General features: G+C 43.7%; 12 protein-coding genes. 10 read left to right on the top strand and 2 right to left on the bottom strand.

Features of this window, described 5'->3' with window-relative positions; translation table 11 throughout:
* Positions 1–5: 5 nt before the first annotated feature.
* The 3 genes from AB5916_RS04205 to AB5916_RS04195 all read left to right on the top strand — a co-directional run bounded on the left by AB5916_RS04205 (position 6) and on the right by AB5916_RS04195 (position 2590).
* Complete coding sequence (locus AB5916_RS04205; protein WP_173726641.1) at positions 6–986, top strand: carbohydrate ABC transporter permease; 981 nt, start codon at positions 6–8, stop codon at positions 984–986.
* Entirely contained in the window at positions 983–1840 is an 858-nt protein-coding gene (locus AB5916_RS04200; protein ID WP_158420283.1) for a carbohydrate ABC transporter permease, read from the top strand. The genes AB5916_RS04205 and AB5916_RS04200 overlap by 4 nt, the downstream gene beginning before the upstream one ends.
* Positions 1841–1945: 105 nt before the next feature.
* A complete protein-coding gene (locus AB5916_RS04195; protein WP_368189370.1) occupies positions 1946–2590 on the top strand; it encodes a trimeric intracellular cation channel family protein in 645 nt (214 codons plus the stop codon).
* A 126-nt stretch (positions 2591–2716) separates the two neighbouring features.
* On the opposite strand, the gene AB5916_RS04190 is transcribed toward AB5916_RS04195, so the two are convergent.
* Together AB5916_RS04190 and AB5916_RS04185 are read right to left on the bottom strand one after the other, a co-directional pair.
* Complete coding sequence (locus AB5916_RS04190) at positions 2717–4447, bottom strand: ammonium transporter (protein ID WP_368189369.1); 1731 nt, start codon at positions 4445–4447, stop codon at positions 2717–2719.
* 280 nt (positions 4448–4727) lie between these two features.
* Positions 4728–6827, bottom strand: a complete 2100-nt coding sequence (locus AB5916_RS04185) for a glutamine synthetase III (RefSeq protein ID WP_368189368.1) — start codon at positions 6825–6827, stop codon at positions 4728–4730.
* Between the two features lie 279 nt (positions 6828–7106).
* On the opposite strand from AB5916_RS04185, the gene purF reads away from it, so the two are divergent.
* From purF to aspS, 7 genes are all read left to right on the top strand, one after another.
* Positions 7107–8522, top strand: a complete 1416-nt coding sequence (gene purF / locus AB5916_RS04180) for an amidophosphoribosyltransferase (RefSeq protein WP_368189366.1) — start codon at positions 7107–7109, stop codon at positions 8520–8522.
* A 241-nt stretch (positions 8523–8763) separates the two neighbouring features.
* Positions 8764–10389 (top strand): CTP synthase, encoded by a 1626-nt coding sequence (locus AB5916_RS04175; protein WP_368189365.1) that lies wholly within the window; start codon positions 8764–8766, stop codon positions 10387–10389.
* 15 nt (positions 10390–10404) lie between these two features.
* Positions 10405–14949 (top strand): glutamate synthase large subunit, encoded by a 4545-nt coding sequence (gene gltB / locus AB5916_RS04170; RefSeq protein WP_368189364.1) that lies wholly within the window; start codon positions 10405–10407, stop codon positions 14947–14949.
* 2 nt (positions 14950–14951) lie between these two features.
* Positions 14952–16436, top strand: coding sequence for a glutamate synthase subunit beta (locus AB5916_RS04165; protein ID WP_158420290.1), 1485 nt, complete (start codon positions 14952–14954; stop codon positions 16434–16436).
* Positions 16437–16650: 214 nt separating this feature from the next.
* Positions 16651–17973: a glutamine synthetase family protein gene (locus AB5916_RS04160; RefSeq protein ID WP_368189363.1), complete on the top strand. Its 1323-nt coding sequence runs from the start codon at positions 16651–16653 to the stop codon at positions 17971–17973.
* A 74-nt stretch (positions 17974–18047) separates the two neighbouring features.
* The gene (locus tag AB5916_RS04155; RefSeq protein ID WP_368189362.1) at positions 18048–18602 is read left to right on the top strand and encodes an ANTAR domain-containing response regulator; all 555 of its coding nucleotides are present in this window, start codon (positions 18048–18050) and stop codon (positions 18600–18602) included.
* Positions 18603–18659: 57 nt separating this feature from the next.
* Positions 18660–19991 (top strand): aspartate--tRNA(Asn) ligase, encoded by a 1332-nt coding sequence (gene aspS / locus AB5916_RS04150; RefSeq protein WP_368189360.1) that lies wholly within the window; start codon positions 18660–18662, stop codon positions 19989–19991.
* Positions 19992–20003 lie beyond the last annotated feature (12 nt).

Below are 20003 nucleotides of genomic sequence, written 5' to 3'. Positions count from 1 at the left end.
TATTTATGAATAAGAAGAAAAAGAAAAAAATCAATTACGGAAGATACGGATATTATTTTATTGCTCCCTTTTTTATTACTTACCTGATCTTTCAACTGTGGCCGCTGATAAATACTTTCTATTACAGCACCCTTTCTTATTATAAGAGAAATGGCAGGCAGTTTGTGGATTTTGCAGGCATTCAGAATTTTTTGAATGTGCTTGGGTTAAGTGCAGGAGAGCGCCCTTATGTACTTAGCTATCTGAAAAATACATTGGTGATGTGGGGCTGCAATTTTGTTCCCCAGATCCTTGTTTCTCTTTTACTGGCTGTATGGCTTACTGACACAAAGGTTAAGGTGAAAGGGACAGGGGCAGTGAAGGTGATCGTTTATCTTCCAAGCATTATCACTGCAGCTTCTGTATCTGTATTGTTTAAGGCCATGTTTTCCCAGTATGGACCGATTACCCAGTCTTTGAAAAACTGGGGCATTCTTGGGAAAAACTTTGATTTTATGTCCAGCGTGGCAGGAAGCCGTGGACTGATTTCCACGATCTTGTGGTGGATGTGGTTTGGAAATACTACCCTGCTTCTGATATCAGGAGTGCTGGGAATTGATCCTGGACTGTTTGAGGCGGCAGATATTGACGGAGCTACCGGATTTAAGAAGTTTCGGTTCATTACCCTTCCTCTGTTAAAGCCAATCATGCTGTATACCCTGGTAACATCTGCAATCGGCGGTCTGCAGATGTATGATATTCCAGCGCTGTTTAATGTTCCTGAAACAGGCCTGGTAGGGCTTCCGGATGATAAGACTACAACAATGGCCATGTATATCATGCGTCTGTATAACAGTGATGTTGGAAAAGCGGCAGCAGTATCCGTGATTCTATTTGCAGTAACATTGATCGTCAGCCTGATCCTTTTTGCTACCATGGGTGACAAGGAGGAGCGTAGGATGAAAAAGGCAGCAAAGAAAGCCGGAAAGGCAGGGCAGAGATCATGAAAGATGGTTATACAAGCTCTATAAAGCGGCAGCGGATTTTCCGTACTGTAGTATGTGTGATTTTCTGTATTCTTGCACTGGGGCCGTTTTTACTTTTGATCATGAATGCCACCAGAAGCTCTGAAGCCATCAAATCCGGTATTTCCCTCATCCCGTCAGGCCATCTGATAGAAAACTGGAAAAACCTTCTGGCAAAGCAAAATGGTATGCAGATCACTTTGCAAAAAGCAGCATTAAATTCACTGACCATCACAGTACCAGGTACTTTTCTTGCTGTATATTTTTCTTCTATGACAGCGTATGGCATTTATGTATATGATTTTAAATTTAAGAAATTTGCATGGGCGTTTATTATGGCCATCATGATGGTTCCAAGCCAGATTTCTATTATCGGTTTTTACCGGTTCATGCTGGATCTGAAGCTGGTAGATACATATATTCCGCTGATCATCCCTGCTATTGCCAGTCCGGCGGTAGTATTCTTTATGAAACAGTATATGGAAAGTACACTTTCTATTGAGATGATCGAAGCGGCCCGGATTGATGGATCCAGAGAGTGGCATACCTTTAACCGGATCATTATACCGATCATGAAGCCGGCAGTTGCCACACAGGCAATCTTCCAGTTCATTGCCCAGTGGAATAATCTGTTTACACCTACCATTATGCTGACTACAGATTCCAAAAAAACACTGCCTATGTTTGTACAGCTGCTTAGTTCTAACCAGTTCCGTACAGATTACGGAGTAGTATATGTAGGACTGTTTGTAACCATTATCCCATTGGTGATCATTTATTTTATTCTTTCAAAATATATTGTGGCAGGAGTGGCTCTTGGCGGAGTGAAAGGATAAAAGGGGTACACAAAGCAGGGCAGGTTTGTTATAATTTTATATGTAGGAAAAGGATCCTGCACAGCAGGGTCCTTTTTACAGAGAAAAAATGGCAGGAGAGAGATAATGGATATTCAAACAGCGATCACATTTTGTCTTGAGATGATCGGGACAGTTGCATTTGCAGCATCCGGGGCTATGGTGGGAGCCGGATGCTCTATGGATATTTTCGGAGTATGTGTGCTTGGGGTAGTAACAGCGGTAGGAGGAGGTATGATCCGTGATATTGTACTTGGGATCCTGCCGCCTACTGTATTTTTGAATTCAAAGTATGCACTGGCAGCAGTGATCACTTCCTGCCTGGTATTCTTTGCTTATTATATGAAGAAGATGGAGCCGGGACAACACAGTTCCCAGGCTTTTGAAAGGATCCTTCTGATCATGGATTCCATAGGACTTGGGATTTTTACTGTGATGGGAGTAAATACAGGGATACGTCAGGGATACGGAAGCAATGTATTTCTTTTGGTTTTTGTTGGAACCATCACAGGCGTAGGTGGAGGTCTTTTAAGAGATATGATGGCAGGTGTGCCACCTTATATTTTTGTCCGTCATATTTATGCCTGTGCGTCTATTGTAGGAGCAATTGTATGTGTGTGGATGCAGCAGTTTGGGGCTGTATGGGCAATGGTGATGGGATCCTGTGTGGTAGTGCTGATTCGGTATCTGGCAGCTCATTATCGATGGAATCTGCCAAAGCTTCCAAGATAGATGGGATACAAGAGTATATAGAAATCTGCAATAAAAAGGTCTGCAAACCAGCCCTGCAATTGGAAATCCATTTGCATATTGGCCGGGAGGCAGACCTTTTTCTATAATAGAAATATGAGTGAAGCCTTATTGTTCAGCGGTATCCTGAAGAGCTAAGTAGCCTTCTTCACCGGTACGGATCTTTACTACATTTTCAATGTCGTATACAAATACTTTTCCGTCTCCGATCTGGCCGGTGTGGAGTACCTTTTTCGCTGTAGCGATCACTTTCTGTACTGGCACAAGACTGACAACAATTTCAATCTTAACTTTTGGCAGAAGGTTCATATCCATTTCAACGCCACGATAGAAGGATGGAGCACCTTTCTGTACGCCACAGCCAAGCACATTGGTAATGGTGATGCCGGTAACACCGATCTCATTCATTGCATGCATAAATTCTTCAAGCTTGTTCTGTCTTGTGATGATCACAACCTTGGTAAGCTTATGTACTCCTTCCCTTGGAAGTTCCGGTACGGTTTCAGCAGGAGCAGAGGGCATTGGGTAGCTGGTATGTTTACCGGAGCCGGTTCCCATAGGAGCTGGAACGCTGGCAACTGTATCACGGATCGTAAATCCATCGTAAGCACTTGCAAGACCATGCTCTTTAACGTCAAGACCCTGGATCTCTTCTTCTTCGGATACACGAAGAACAATGGTATGCTTGATCACCTGGAAAATAATCGTCATTGTAACAGTAACCCAGAGGATCGTGATGCACATACCTGCAATCTGAACACCAAATCCGTGGAAGCCGCCGCCTACCAGAAGACCTTTCCAGTTTGTACCGGTTCCATCTGAGAAAAGACCGACTGCAAGGGTACCAAAAGCACCGTTCAGGCCATGAACACCAACTGCACCTACCGGATCGTCAACCTTCAGCACTTTATCAATGAATTCAATACCAAATACAACAATGAAACCAGCCAGGATACCAATGATCGCTGCGGAAGTAGGAGATACAGTATCGCAGCCTGCAGTGATGGCAACAAGACCAGCCAGGGATCCGTTCAGGGACATGGATACATCTGGTTTTTTGTAACGTACCCATGTGATCAGCATAACTGAAACAGTAGCAACTGCGGCAGCAAGGTTAGTAGTGACAAATATCTTGCCGGAAGTGATAATAGCATCTCCTTCCATGGAAACTGTGGAAGCACCATTAAATCCAAACCAGCAGAACCAGAGGATAAATACTCCAAGAGCGCCTACTGTCAGGTTATGACCAGGAATTGCTTTTGATTTTCCGCTTTTGGTATATTTACCAATACGAGGTCCAAGGATAATAGCTCCAACAAATGCAGCAACACCACCTACCATATGGACCGCGCAGGAACCTGCAAAATCATGGAATCCCATCTGTGAAATAAATCCGCCGCCCCAGATCCAGTGTCCTGAAACAGGATACACTACAAGACTGATGAGCAGACTGTAAATACAGTAAGCGGAAAACTTAGTGCGTTCTGCCATTGCACCGGAAACGATGGTAGCAGAGGTTGCACAAAAGACGGTCTGGAAAATAAGAAATGCCCAGAAAGGAACGCCATCAGGAAGCATTGCGCTTCCATAATTAGCTTCGGTGGCAATACCGCCGATCTTTCCAAAAAAGCCATTTCCTGCACCAAACATAATACCGAAGCCAACCAGCCAGAAGACCGGTGTGCCGATACAAAAATCCATCAGGTTTTTCATGATGATATTTCCAGCGTTTTTGGCTCTTGTAAAGCCTGTTTCAACCATTGCAAATCCAGCCTGCATAAAGAAGACAAGGGCTGCACCTACAAGTACCCATATAGTATTAACTGCTGAATAGTCCATATATTATTCTCCTTTCTTTCCCCTTGAAAAAATAAAAAGAAGCGAGAGAGAGGATATATGCTTTCTTCCGCTTCTTTACGAACTAAAACAAGTAACTTTTAACCCCGTACAATATCCATTCGCTCGCTTACATAGTTTAGCTCATAGATGATCGAAGTCAGGGATTTATATATGTAAATCAGGGAATATCCGCTATCGTGTGATTAATGGATGAGGAAATCGATAATGAATTATGAAGTAGAGTTCATATAAGGATATCCCCTGTATTTACCTGAAACGATTAAATAGAAAACAGAAGTTTTCCGTAGGTAGGATAAGGAAGAAGAGCATCCGGGATAAGAACCTCGGCAGCATCTGCAGCCTTTCTCAGTTCTTCCATATCTTCCAGTACAACAGACTGATATGCTTTGGCATTTTCAAGCGGATCTTCTGTTGCAAGGGCTGTTGCAGTATCTGCTTTCAGCTTTTCCACACCGGAAGCCATTTTTTCTTCCAAAGCAGTAAGCTTTGAAATAAGAGAAGCTTCGCATGCTGTAGAAATATCGGCAACAACCGCTTTTTTGGCGCTTGCAGCAGCTGCAATTTTTTCTGTATAAGTCATTACAGATGGAAGAAGATCTTTCTGGACCATTTCTGCCATTGTATTAGCCTCAATATTGATGGTCTTGGAATAATTTTCCAGCCAGATCTCATAACGGGAGAAGATTTCTTCCTTTGTAAAGATCTTGTGGTCTGTAAACAGCTTAATGTTTTTCTCATCAATCCACATTGGAAGAGCATCAGGAGTAGACTTCAGGTTATAAAGACCTCTCTTTTCGGCTTCTTCGATCCACTCATCTGTATATCCGTTTCCGTTAAAGATCACACGTTTATGCTTACGGATCGCACGTTTGATCAGTTCATGTACTGCATGCTCCATTTCCTCTGCCGGTACACCGGAAAGTTCCTGTGCAAACTGACGAAGTGCTTCAGCAACAGCAGTATTCAGGATAATGTTTGGATTTGCAACAGACGCAGCAGAACCAAGCATACGGAATTCAAATTTATTACCTGTAAAAGCAAATGGAGAGGTACGGTTTCTGTCTGTATTGTCTTTTACAAAGTGAGGCAGAACCTTTGCACCGATATCCATCTGAACAGCACCATGAGAGGTGAAGTATGTATCATTCTCGATAGACTTCATGATCTCAGTCAGCTCATCGCCAAGGAATACAGATACAACTGCCGGCGGAGCCTCATTTGCTCCAAGACGATGATCGTTTCCTGCACTGGCAACAGAGATACGAAGTACATCCGCATACTCATCAACTGCTTTGATCACTGCCATCAAAAATACAAGGAACTGAATGTTTTCAGCTGGTGTTTTTCCCGGATCCAGAAGATTTACGCCTGTATCAGTACTCATAGACCAGTTATTATGCTTACCACTTCCGTTGATTCCTTCAAATGGTTTCTCATGAAGCAGACAAACCAGACCGTGCTTGTCAGCTACTTTTTTCATGATCTCCATAGTCAGCTGATTGTGGTCAACAGCAACATTGGTAGTATCAAATACAGGAGCAAGCTCATGCTGTGCAGGAGCAACCTCGTTATGTTTTGTTTTTGCTGGAATACCAAGCTTCCAAAGCTCTACGTCCAGGTCGTGCATGTAAGCGGAAACCTTTGGAGCCAGAGTACCGAAATAATGATCTTCCATTTCCTGACCCTTTGGAGCAGGTGCACCAAGAAGTGTACGTCCGCAGAATACCAGGTCTTTTCTTTTGTTATAAAGATCCTTGTCTACCAGGAAATATTCCTGCTCAGGTCCTACTGTGGTAGAAACATGCTTTACTTCTTTATTTCCAAGGATGTGCAGAATGTTTACTGCCTCTTTATTCAATGTATCCATGGAACGGAGCAGAGGTGTTTTTTTATCAAGAGCTTCTCCGCTATAAGAACAGAAAGCTGTAGGGATGTAAAGGGTTCCGTCTTTAATAAATGCTGGAGAAGTAGGATCCCATGCTGTATAGCCTCTTGCTTCAAAGGTAGCACGAAGACCACCTGACGGGAAGCTGGATGCATCCGGCTCGCCCTTTACCAGTTCTTTACCGGAGAAATCCATGATCACCTGTCCGTCGCCGGTAGGAGAAATGAAGCTGTCATGTTTCTCAGCAGTAACATTGGTCATTGGCTGGAACCAGTGTGTATAATGAGTGGCACCATTTTCAATTGCCCATTCTTTCATTGCAACGGCTACGGAGTTAGCTACGTCCAGCTCCAGATGTGAACCGTTTTCAATTGTTTTTTTCAGAGCCTTATACATATCTTTTGGTAATTTGCTTCGCATGATCTTGTCATTAAAAACAAGACTGCCATAAATTTCAGGAATATTTTGAGCCATACTTCGGTACTCCTTTCATTTCGCTTTCACTCATAATTTTTTCTATAAAACGAAAAAAGCGCTTCGGACGATAAATGTATCATCCAAAGCGCCTTTGCTTTATGTGATGTAGTATACACAAAAAAAAACAGATGTCAACTATTTTTTTGAAAAAAATTATTTTTTATTTTGCCAGAGGGTGATGGAAATATTTTCAGAAGCCAGGGTTGACAAATGTGTTTTTTCAATTATATTATATGGATGTTTGCGATGAACGGTTATGCAGCTAGGAGGAACCAGATGGCTAAGATAAAAGAAGAATGCGGTGTATTTGGTATTTATGACCTGGACGGAGAAAATGTGGCAACGTCCATCTACTACGGGCTTACAGCTTTGCAGCACAGAGGACAGGAAGCCTGTGGAATTGCAGTATCTGATACCAACGGGCCTATTGGAAACGTGAAATTCCATAAGGATCTGGGACTGGTAAGTGAAGTTTTAAGAGAAAACACCATCCGTCAGATGGATGGGGATATCGGCATTGGACACGTGAGATATTCTACCACGGGAGCATCTGTGGCTGAGAATGCACAGCCCCTTGTGCTTTCTTACGTAAAAGGAAGTCTTGCCCTTGCCCATAATGGCAACCTGGTAAATACCCCGGAGCTGAAGTGGGAATTGATTCAGAGCGGTGCAGTTTTCCATACAACTACAGATTCTGAAGTGATTGCTTTTTATATTGCAAGGGAGAGAGTAGGGTCCAAAAGCGTGGAAGAGGCTGTGATGAAAACTGCAAAGAAGATCAAGGGAGCTTACGGTCTGGTGGTGATGAGCCCCAGAAAGCTGATCGGTGTCAGGGATCCTTACGGCCTGCGTCCTTTATGTCTTGGAAAAAGGGGGAATGCTTATGTGCTTGCCTCCGAAAGCTGTGCTCTTACATCGGTAGGAGCAGACTTTATCCGTGATATAAAGCCTGGAGAAATGGTAAGTATTTCCAGGGAGGGAGTAAAGTCCCAGATGATCTTTGAAAATAAAAAGTATGCACATTGTGTTTTTGAATATATTTATTTTGCACGGCTTGACAGCACCATTGACGGAGTCAGTGTTTACGATGCCAGGATCCGTGGCGGAAAGTCTCTTGCAAAGTCTTATCCTGTAGAAGCAGACCTGGTAACAGGAGTTCCGGAGTCCGGACTGATTCCTGCCAAGGGATATTCTGAAGAATCCGGCATTCCATTTGGACTTGCTTTTTACAAAAATTCCTACATAGGAAGGACTTTTATCAAGCCCACCCAGAAGGAGAGAGAGTCCAGTGTACATTTGAAATTAAGTGTGCTGAAGTCGGTTGTACAGGGCAAAAGGATTGTACTTGTAGATGATTCTATTGTGAGAGGCACTACCATTGCCAATCTGATCACCATGCTGAAAGAGGCAGGGGCAAAAGAAGTTCATGTAAGAATCAGTTCACCGCCTTTTTTACATCCCTGTTATTTCGGAACCGATGTGCCAAGCAATGATCAGTTGATCGCAGCCAAACACAGTACAGAAGAGATCTGCAAAATGATCGGTGCAGATTCTCTGGGATATATGGAAAGTGAATATCTGGAGGGAATGGCCGGAGGCCTTCCAATCTGTAAAGCCTGCTTTGACGGGAATTATCCAATGGAGATCCCGGAGCATACAGTAAGCATGGAATATGAGATCCACAAAATATGATCAGAATTAGGTGTGGCTGCTTTACAGATCAAAAGTGGGTCGTTTTACAGATTTATTATTGACAAACATGTAAAAATGGGTTATATTATAGCAAATTTTTATATCTGTGATTTTTATGACAAAGGTGTCAGAACAGAACTTTCGGGGGATAGTCCCCTCCGGAAGGATTGTTTTGGCACCTTTTTGTTTGGCTTAGTACAGATATGAGATGAGAGCTTTATGGATGAGGAGGAAATATATAATGGCAATTAAGTATGTTTTTGTTACAGGAGGCGTTGTTTCCGGACTGGGGAAAGGAATCACTGCTGCATCCCTTGGACGGCTTTTGAAGGCCAGAGGATATCAGGTGACTATGCAAAAATTCGATCCTTACATCAATATTGATCCTGGTACAATGAATCCGATCCAGCATGGAGAGGTTTTCGTTACAGATGATGGTACGGAAACGGACCTGGACCTGGGACATTATGAAAGATTTATTGATGAAAGCCTTGATAAAAACTCAAACGTAACCACAGGAAAGATTTACTGGTCTGTTCTTCAGAAAGAAAGACATGGAGATTTTGGCGGAGGAACTGTCCAGGTGATCCCGCACATTACAAATGAGATCAAAAATCGATTTTACAGGGCAAAATCACCGGATGAGGACAAAATCGCAATTATTGAAGTGGGCGGTACAGTAGGAGATATTGAAAGCCAGCCTTTTCTGGAATCAATTCGTCAGTTCCAACACGATGTGGGACATGAAAATGCTATTTTGATACATGTCACTTTGATCCCATATCTGAAGGCTTCTGGTGAGATGAAAACAAAGCCCACCCAGGCAAGCGTTAAGGAACTACAGGGAATGGGGATCCAGCCGGATGTGCTGGTGTGCAGAAGCGAGTATCCTCTAACGGAAGACATTCGTGGCAAGATCGCTTTGTTCTGTAATGTGCCTGTCAGCCATGTGCTTCAGAATCTGGATGTGGAATATCTTTATGAGGCACCCCTTGCAATGGAAAGGGAAAAGCTGGCAGATGTGGTTCTTCAGTCTTTGTGCCTGGAAAACAGGAAGCCGGATCTGACAGACTGGATCCAGATGGTGGATCATCTGAAGCATCCGGAGGATCGTGTGAATATTGCTATTGTAGGAAAATATACACAGCTTCATGACGCTTACTTAAGCGTTGTGGAAGCGTTAAAGCATGGCGGGATCTCCTGCAAGGCGAAGGTTGAATTTACCTGGGTGGATTCTGAAGAATTAAATGAAAAGAATCTGGACAAGCAGCTTCATGACGTAGACGGGATTCTGGTTCCAGGCGGCTTTGGCAATAGAGGAACAGAAGGAATGATCCTGGCTGCACAGTATGCAAGAGTTCACAAGATTCCTTACCTTGGTATCTGTCTTGGCATGCAGATGGCGATTGTGGAATTTGCCCGTCATGTGCTTGGGTATGAGGATGCTAACAGTATAGAACTGGCACCTGAGACTACTCATCCGGTGATCGCACTTATGCCGGATCAGGAGCAGGTAGAGGATCTGGGGGGAACCCTCCGTCTGGGAAGCTATCCTTGCGTATTAAAGGATGATTCTTTATCCCTTGCACTGTTTGGCAAGAAAGAAATACAGGAACGTCACAGACATCGTTATGAGGTCAATAACGCATACAGAGACGAATTGAATGAAAAGGGAATGAGCATAGCCGGTACATCTCCGGATGGGCATATTGTAGAGATGATCGAGATTTCAGGTCATCCATTCTTTGTAGGAACCCAGGGTCATCCGGAATTTAAGTCAAGGCCAAATCATGCGCATCCGCTGTTCCGTGGATTTGTACAGGCGGCGGTAGACCGAAAAAAAGAAATTGAAAGAAAGACCATATAGAAAGGATGAGGAAATATGAGAGAAGTGGCAAATGACCAGCAGGGTCTTTACCGCCCGGAATTTGAGCATGATAACTGCGGAATTGGTGCAGTTGTAAATATTAAAGGTAAAAAAAGCCATGAAACGGTTGCAAATGCCCTGCGTATTGTAGAAAATCTGGATCATCGTGCAGGAAAGGATGCAGAAGGAAAAACCGGAGATGGTGTGGGAATCCTTTTACAGATTTCTCATAAATTTTTCAAAAAAGCCTGTAAAAAAGAGGGCATTGAGATTGGAGGGGAAAGAGAGTACGGAATTGGACAGTTCTTTTTCCCACAGCAGGAAATCAAGCGTGCCCAGGCAAAGAAAATGTTTGAGATCATTGTGGAAAAAGAAGGTCTGGAATTCCTTGGATGGCGTACAGTGCCCACTGTGCCGGATGTGCTTGGACACAAAGCACGTGAGTGTATGCCCTATATCATGCAGGCATTTATAAAAAAACCAGATGATGTGGAGAAGGGTCTTGATTTTGACAGAAAACTGTATATTGTCCGCAGGGAGTTTGAACAGTCCAATGACAATACCTATGTAGTATCTATGAGCAGCAGGACCATTGTATACAAAGGTATGTTTCTGGTTGGACAGCTTCGCACCTTTTTTGAAGATCTTCAGAGCCTGGATTATGAATCTGCCATTGCAGTGGTTCATTCCCGTTTCAGTACTAATACAAATCCAAGCTGGGAACGTGCACATCCTAACCGTCTAATCGTACATAATGGTGAGATCAATACGATCCGTGGAAATGCAGATAAGATGCTTGCCAGAGAAGAAAATATGGAATCCCCATATTTGAGCCAGGAAATGTCTAAGGTGCTTCCGGTTGTGAACAGAAGCGGTTCCGACTCAGCAATGCTGGACAATACGCTGGAGTTCCTGATGATGAGCGGCATGGATCTGCCACTTGCAGTGATGATCACCATTCCTGAGCCATGGGCAAATAATGATACTATTTCTCAGGAAAAACGGGATTTTTATCAGTATTATGCAACTATGATGGAGCCATGGGACGGACCTGCGTCCATTCTGTTTTCAGATGGTGATGTGATGGGAGCTGTCCTTGATCGAAATGGTCTTCGCCCATCCAGATACTATGTTACATCTGATGGATATGTGATCTTGTCTTCTGAGGTAGGCGTTCTTCCTGTGCCGGAAGAAAAAATCGTATTAAAAGAACGTCTTCATCCTGGGAAAATGCTTCTTGTGGATACTGTACAGGGCAAGATTATTGATGATAATGACCTTAAAGAAATGTATGCAAAAAAACAGCCATACGGAGAGTGGCTGGACAGCAATCTTCTGCATCTGAAGGACATCCATATCCCAAATGAGAGAATCGAGGAATACACAGAAGAACAAAGAGCCCGCCTTCAGAAGGCTTTCGGATATACCTATGAGCAATACCGGACTTCAATCCGCAATATGGCATTAAACGGCGCAGAGAGTATTGGAGCAATGGGTGTGGATACGCCTCTGGCTGTTCTTTCCAAACAAAATCGTCCTCTGTTTGATTACTTTAAGCAGCTTTTTGCACAGGTAACAAATCCACCTATTGATGCTATCCGTGAGGAGATCGTTACCAGTACCAGCGTATATGTTGGAAAGGATGGAAACCTGTTGGAGCAGAATGCAGAAAACTGTCAGGTATTAAAAATCAACAATCCTATCCTTACCAATACAGATATGCTTAAAATCAAGGAAATGCACTATGAAGGCTTTAAGGTCGCCGTTGTTTCCACTCTTTATTATAAAAGCACCAAGCTGGAGCGTGCCATTGACCGACTGTTTGTGGAGGTAGATAAGGCATATCGTGACGGAGCCAATATTCTGGTACTTTCTGACCGTGGGGTAGATGAAAACCATATGCCTATTCCGTCACTTCTGGCAGTATCCGCTGTGCATCAGCATTTGGTAAAAACTAAGAAAAGCACTTCCCTTGCAATTATCCTGGAGTCTGGAGAGCCAAGAGAGGTACATCATTTTGCAACCCTTCTGGGCTATGGTGCAAGTGCTATTAACCCATATCTTGCACAGGAAACGATCCGTGAATTGATCGATACCCATATGCTGGAAAAAGACTATTATGCAGCAGTCAATGATTACAATCAGGCAGTGCTTGGCGGTATTGTAAAAATTGCTTCTAAGATGGGTATTTCCACTATTCAGTCCTATCAGGGATCTCAGATTTTTGAGGCTATTGGTGTATCTCAGGATGTGATCGATAAATATTTTACAGGAACAGTCAGCCGTGTAGGCGGTATTACCCTGGAGGATATTGAGGACAATGTAGAACGTCTCCATTCCGAAGCATTTGACCCGCTGGGGCTGGCTACAGATCTTACTCTTGACAGTGTAGGAGCTCATAAGATGAGAAGCCAGGGAGAGGAGCATAAATACAATCCTCAGACCATTTCCCTTCTTCAACAGGCTACATGGACAGGCAGCTATGATTTGTTTAAAGAATATACAAAAAAGGTTGATGAAGAAAACCATGGCAATTTAAGAGGCCTGATGGATTTTAAATACGCCAAAGAGCCTGTGCCTATGGAGGAAGTGGAAAGTGTTGATGAGATCGTAAAACACTTTAAAACAGGAGCAATGTCTTATGGTTCCATTTCTCAGGAAGCACATGAAACACTTGCCATTGCCATGAATCATCTTCATGGAAAATCCAATACAGGAGAGGGTGGCGAAAGTGAGGAACGTCTGGATTCAGCAGGAACAGACAATGATCGTTGCTCTGCCATCAAGCAGGTTGCCAGCGGACGTTTTGGTGTTACCAGCCGTTATCTGGTATCTGCACGTGAGATCCAGATCAAGATGGCACAGGGAGCAAAGCCTGGTGAAGGCGGACATCTGCCTGCAAAGAAGGTATATCCATGGGTAGCCAAGACCAGGCATTCCACACCAGGAGTAAGTCTGATCTCCCCGCCGCCACATCATGATATTTATTCCATTGAGGATTTGGCTGAACTGATCTATGATCTGAAAAATGCCAATAAATATGCAGATATCTCAGTAAAGCTTGTATCTGAAGCAGGTGTGGGAACGGTTGCAGCCGGTGTTGCCAAGGCTGGAGCACAGGTGATCCTGATCTCTGGTTATGATGGCGGTACAGGAGCTGCACCAAGAAGCTCCATCCATAATGCCGGACTTCCCTGGGAACTGGGACTTGCCGAAACACACCAGACACTTCTGATGAACGGATTACGTAACCGTGTACGTATTGAAACAGATGGAAAGCTGATGAGCGGTCGAGATGTGGCAGTGGCAGCTCTCCTTGGAGCAGAGGAATTTGGATTTGCAACTGCACCTCTTGTAACAATGGGCTGTGTGATGATGCGTGTATGTAATCTGGATACATGCCCGGTAGGTGTGGCAACACAGAATCCGGAGCTGCGTAAAAGATTTAAAGGAAAACCAGAATACGTAGAGAATTTCATGCGTTTTATCGCACAAGAATTAAGGGAATATATGTCAAAGATAGGCGTTCGTACCCTGGAAGAAATGGTGGGACGTACAGATCTTCTGGTTGCATCTGATAAGGTAAAGGAGCCTCATAAGGGCAAAGTGGATCTGACTGCTATTTTGAATAATCCATATGCAGCAAAAAGGGAAAAGGTTACTTTTGATCCGAAAGCAGAGTTCAATTTTGAACTGGAAAAAACATTGGACGAAAAAGTGCTTCTTAAAAAATGCGGTAAAAATATTGTAAGTGGAAGCAAAACAGAAATCTCTGTAAATGTTACAAATACAGACAGGGCTTTTGGAACAATTCTGGGTGCAGAGATCACTAGAAATCATAAAAAAGGTCTGGCAGACGATACAATTGTAGTCAACTGTACCGGTGCAGGCGGACAGAGTTTTGGTGCGTTTATTCCTAAGGGGCTTACCCTGAAGCTTACTGGTGACAGCAATGATTATTTTGGAAAAGGGCTTTCAGGTGGAAAGCTTGTAGTAAAGGTTCCGGAAAAAGCCGGTTACAAAGCAGAGGATAATATTATTGTAGGAAATGTTGCACTGTATGGTGCTACCAGCGGAACTGCATTTATTAACGGAATGGCTGGAGAGCGTTTTGCAGTACGTAACTCTGGAGCGTATGCAGTTGTAGAAGGTGTTGGTGAGCACGGATGTGAGTACATGACCGGCGGTCGTGTGGTTGTTCTTGGCAAAACCGGGAAAAACTTTGCAGCAGGTATGAGCGGTGGTATCGCCTATGTGCTGGACGTGGACAATGTGCTTTACAAGAATCTGAATAAAGCCATGATCTCCATTGAAAAGGTTGAGAACAAATATGATAAAAAGGAACTGCGGGATCTGATTGAAGCCCATGTACAGGCTACCGGCTCAAAACTGGGGGCAAAGGTGCTGGCAGACTTTGACGAATATCTTCCTCATTTCAAAAAGCTGATTCCAAATGAGTATAAACATATGGTGACTTTAAGTGCAAAGCTGGAAGAAAAAGGATTGAACAGCGAACAGGCACAGATGGAAGCGTTTTATGAAAGTATTAGGAGGGCATAACCGTGGGAAAACCAACTGGATTTTTAGATTACGACAGAGAGACGGCAAAGGTTCTGCCGCCGAAAGTAAGAATTGCTGATTTTAAGGAATTTCGTATTCCGTTAAATAAAGAAAAACAAAAACTTCAGGGGGCACGCTGTATGGCATGCGGAGTTCCCTTCTGCCAGTCGGGCATGATGCTTGGAGGAATGGCTTCCGGCTGTCCGCTGCATAACCTTGTACCGGAAACAAATGATCTGGTATATACAGGCAATTGGAAACAGGCATTCTTAAGACTGAGCAAGACCCATTCCTTCCCGGAATTTACATCAAGGGTGTGCCCTGCACTGTGCGAGGCTGCATGTACCTGTAATATTAACGGAGAGCCTGTATCTACCAAAGAAAATGAACGTGCCATTATTGAGACTGCTTATGCAAATGGCTGGGTAAAGCCTCAGATTCCAAAGGTGCGTACAGGCAAGTCCATTGCAGTAGTTGGCAGTGGCCCTTCCGGACTTGCCGCAGCACAGCAGTTGAACCGTAGAGGCCATCAGGTAACTGTATATGAAAGAAACGACCGGATCGGCGGGCTGCTCCGCTATGGAATCCCGAATATGAAGCTGGATAAATCTGTGATCGACCGCAGGATCCACTTAATGGAAGAAGAGGGAGTTAAGTTCATAACAGGAGTCAATGTTGGTGTGGATATTACGCCTGCAGAGCTGCTGAAACAGTATGACCGTGTGATTCTTGCCTGTGGTGCATCCAATCCAAGGGATATCAAGGTTCCTGGAAGAGAAGCAAAAGGTATTTATTTTGCAGTAGATTTCCTTTCTAAGGTTACAAAAACACTTTTGGATTCTGATTTCCAGAAAGCACCTTATGAGGAAGCGAAGGGAAAACATGTGCTTGTGATCGGTGGAGGAGATACAGGAAATGACTGTGTAGGTACTTCCATCCGTTTGGGAGCAAAATCCGTTACCCAGCTGGAAATGATGCCAATGCCGCCTGTACACAGGGCGCCGAATAATCCATGGCCACAGTGGCCAAGAGTGCTGAAAACAGATTACGGTCAGGAAGAGGCCATTGCTGTATTCGGTCATGATCCAAGGGTTTATCAGACAACAGTAAAGGAATTTATTGCTGATAAAAACGGAAATGTATGCCAGGCAAAGATCGTTAAGCTGAAAAGTGAGAAAGATCCTAAAACTGGCCGCATGATGATGGTACCTGTAGAAGGAACAGAAGAAGTGATCCCGGCAGAACTGGTACTGATCGCAGCCGGCTTCCTTGGAAGCCAGAAATATGTGACAGATGCATTTAAGGTAGCAGTAAACGGACGTACCAATGTGGAAACAAAACCGAATGGATATGAAACAAGTGTGGAGCGTGTGTTTACAGCAGGAGACATGCATAGAGGCCAGTCTTTGGTGGTTTGGGCGATCCGTGAAGGCAGAGAAGCTGCCAAAGCAGTGGATGAATCTCTGATGGGATATTCATATCTGTAAACTTGTAACTGTCCGGCACCATCACAGTTGCAGGCATAATGATACAGCTGCAAAGCTTTTTAAGGCTTTTGTGGCTGTATTTTTTTTGATTCACAGTGATAAAGGAGTTGACAACAAATAATGCCGTTGCTATAATGTTCAACATGAACAAGGGCGTTCTTCATACAGATGTTGTATGAAGTATGCTCTTTTTTATTATAAAGGAGAGAATGAGATGGGGAATTATACACGAGAAGAAGTTTTACAGATGGCGGAGGATGAAGATGTAGAGTTTATCCGATTGCAGTTTACGGATATGTTTGGAACATTGAAAAATATAGCCATAACCGCAAGAGAGCTTCCAAGGGCATTAAATAATGAATGCGTGGTAGATGGATCTTTTATTGCAGGGATCGCAGGAGAAAAAGAACCGGATATGTATCTTTATCCGGATCTTGACACCTTTACTATCCTCCCATGGCGCCCCCAGCAGGGAAAGGTTGCCAGACTGTTGTGCGATATTTATACACCGGACGGAAAGCCAAATGAACGCAGCTCCAGATATATATTAGAAAGAACAGCTGCAATGGCAGAGCAGAAGGGCTATACCTGCTATATTGACCCGGAATGTGAATTTTTCCTGTTCCATACAGACGATAATGGAGTACCTACCACACTGACTCATGAGAAGGCAGGTTATCTGGATATCAGTCCTGTGGATCTGGGAGAGAATGCAAGAAGAGATATGGTGCTGAATCTGGAGGATATGGGCATGGAGATCGAATCCTCCCATCATGAGACTGCACCGGCACAGCATGAGATCGACTTCAGATGTGATGAGATCCGTAAAATGGCTGACCACATTATGACCTTTAAAATGGCAGTGCGGACCATTGCAAAGCGTCATGGGCTTCATGCTACCTTTATGCCAAAACCTAAAGTGGATGCTAACGGATCCGGCATGCATATTCGGTTTTCTTTATTTAAAGAGGGCAGAAATATTTTTGTAGATCCAAAGAATCCACAGGAGTTAAGTGAGGATGCGTATTACTTTGTTGGCGGCCTTTTGGCTCACAGTAGGGAAATGGCTGTGATCACCAATCCAGTGGTGAATTCTTATAAGCGTCTGGTGCCAGGATATGAGGCACCTACAGAGCTTACCTGGACTACAAACAATCAGAATTCCCTTATCAGGATTCCAGGTGCCAGAGGAGAACATACAGGGATCGAGTTGAGAAGCCCGGATGCGGCAGCCAATCCATATCTTGTATTTGCCTGCTGTCTGGCTGCAGGACTGGATGGAATTGAAAAGAAGACCTATCCTACAAAGTCTTCCAATCGTTCCATGTCTGAATCTGATCAGAAAGCAATGAATATAGGAAATCTTCCGGAGAATCTTCGTGAAGCTGTAGAAGAATTTGAGAACAGCCAGTGGATGAAAGAGATTCTTGGCAAGGAATTTTGTGAGGAATATACCGCTGCAAAGAAGAAAGAATGGCTTCGTTATACAAGACAGGTGACACAATGGGAGATTGAAGAATATCTGTATCGTATTTAAGAATATGAAGCAGGAATACGAAATACCAGCGTGAAGGTTTGTATAACAAAGACGAAAGAGAGTGGCGGGTACGTATGAATAGCAGCATTGTAATTGCGCTGCCTAAGATCAAAGATGCGAAAAAAATACGGGCGATCCTGATCCGGTATGGTTTTTCTGTGGCTTCAGTGTGCAGCACAGGTGCAGGTGCTTTGGCAAGCATGTCTGAACTAGATGGGGGAGTCCTAATCTGTGGCTACCATTTGCCGGATATGTATTACCGGGATATATTGGAATATCTGCCTTCCTATTTTCAGCTGTTGCTGCTTGCATCAGCCAGAGTGATCAAAGAGGCGCCATCTTCCGTCTTATCTGTGGAAATGCCTATGAAAGCCAGTGATCTGGTAAATACAGTTGATATGGTACTTTCACAGCTGGAAAGACGATGGAAAAAAGACAAGAAACGGCCAAAGCCCCGTAGCTGGAAAGAACAGAATTATATATCTAATGCAAAATTTTTATTAATGGAGCGAAATCATCTGAATGAAGAGGATGCATACCGTTATATACAGAAATGCAGTATGGATTCCGGTACTAATATGGTAGAAACAGCACAGATGGTGCTAATGCTCTTATATGATGAAGTATAAAGTTTAAGAAAATGCCTGAAAAGGCAGCAATTCACTGTGAATATGGAGGATGAGGAAATGAAATTTTTGGATGGTAAATGGGAAAAGAAAGAATGCAGCTTTGAAGAACTTTTAAGTGACCACATCCTGAATCAGCAGGCTTGTGTGGCAGGTGCGATTCACAGTATCCGAAATATGGGTGAAATTGCATTTGTAATCTTAAGAAAAAAAGAAGGGCTTTTTCAGACGGTGCTGGAAGAGGGAAAAGCAAATGTTTCTGTCCGTGATCTGAAAGAAGCCATGACCGTAAGAGTGACAGGAACTGTCAGCCAGGAGGAGCGTGCACCACAGGGCAGAGAGCTTCTGATCTCAAATCTGGAAGTATTGTCATCACCGGCAGAACCTCTTCCTCTGGCAATTGATAAATGGAAGCTGAATACTTCTCTGGAAGCAAAGCTGAACTTCCGTTCCATTTCTCTTCGTAACCTTCAGGAAAGGGCAAAATTCAGGATCCAGGAAGGTCTTACAAGGGCCTTTCGAGATTATCTTTATGAACAGGGATTTACAGAGATACACACACCAAAGATCGGTTCCAGAGGAGCTGAAGGCGGTGCAAATATGTTCAAACTCAGTTATTTCCATAAGCCTGCTGTTCTTGCACAAAGCCCGCAGTTTTATAAACAGATGATGGTTGGCGTATTTGACCGTGTGTTTGAAACGGGGCCTGTGTTCCGTGCAGAAAAGCATAATACCAAACGTCACCTGAATGAATATACAAGCCTTGATTTTGAAATGGGATATATTGACTGTTTTCAGGAGATCATGGCCATGGAGACAGGATATCTTCAGTATGCTATGGAGCTTCTGAAAAAGGATTATGCTAAGGAACTGGAAATGCTGAAGGTTCAGCTTCCGGATGTGTCCAGGATTCCACAGGTACGTTTTGATGAAGCAAAACAACTGGTGTTCGAAAAGTACAAACGTCAGATCCGTAATCCATTTGACCTGGAGCCTGAAGAAGAAGCCTTGATCGGCCGTTACTTTAAAGAAGAATATGATGCGGATTTTGTATTTGTAACCCATTATCCTTCTAAAAAACGTCCTTTCTATGCTATGGATGATCCGGAAGATACCAGGTATACCTTAAGCTTTGATCTTCTGTTCCATGGCCTGGAGATCACCACAGGAGGGCAGCGTATCCATGATTACCAGGCACTGTGTGACAAGTTAGCCGCACGAGGTATGGAAACCGAAGGAATGGAGGAGTATCTGGATACTTTCAAACATGGAATGCCGCCACATGGTGGATTGGGAATCGGTCTGGAACGTCTTACCATGCAGCTGCTGGGAGAGGATAATGTACGTGAAACATGCCTGTTCCCAAGAGATATGAACAGGCTGGAGCCATAAGAGGAGATGGAA

This window comes from Blautia sp. 1033sp1_1033st1_G9_1033SCRN_220408, assembly GCF_040929965.1.
Taxonomy (GTDB): domain Bacteria; phylum Bacillota; class Clostridia; order Lachnospirales; family Lachnospiraceae; genus Blautia_A; species Blautia_A ammoniilytica.
This window is presented reverse-complemented; position numbering and strand designations above follow the sequence as displayed.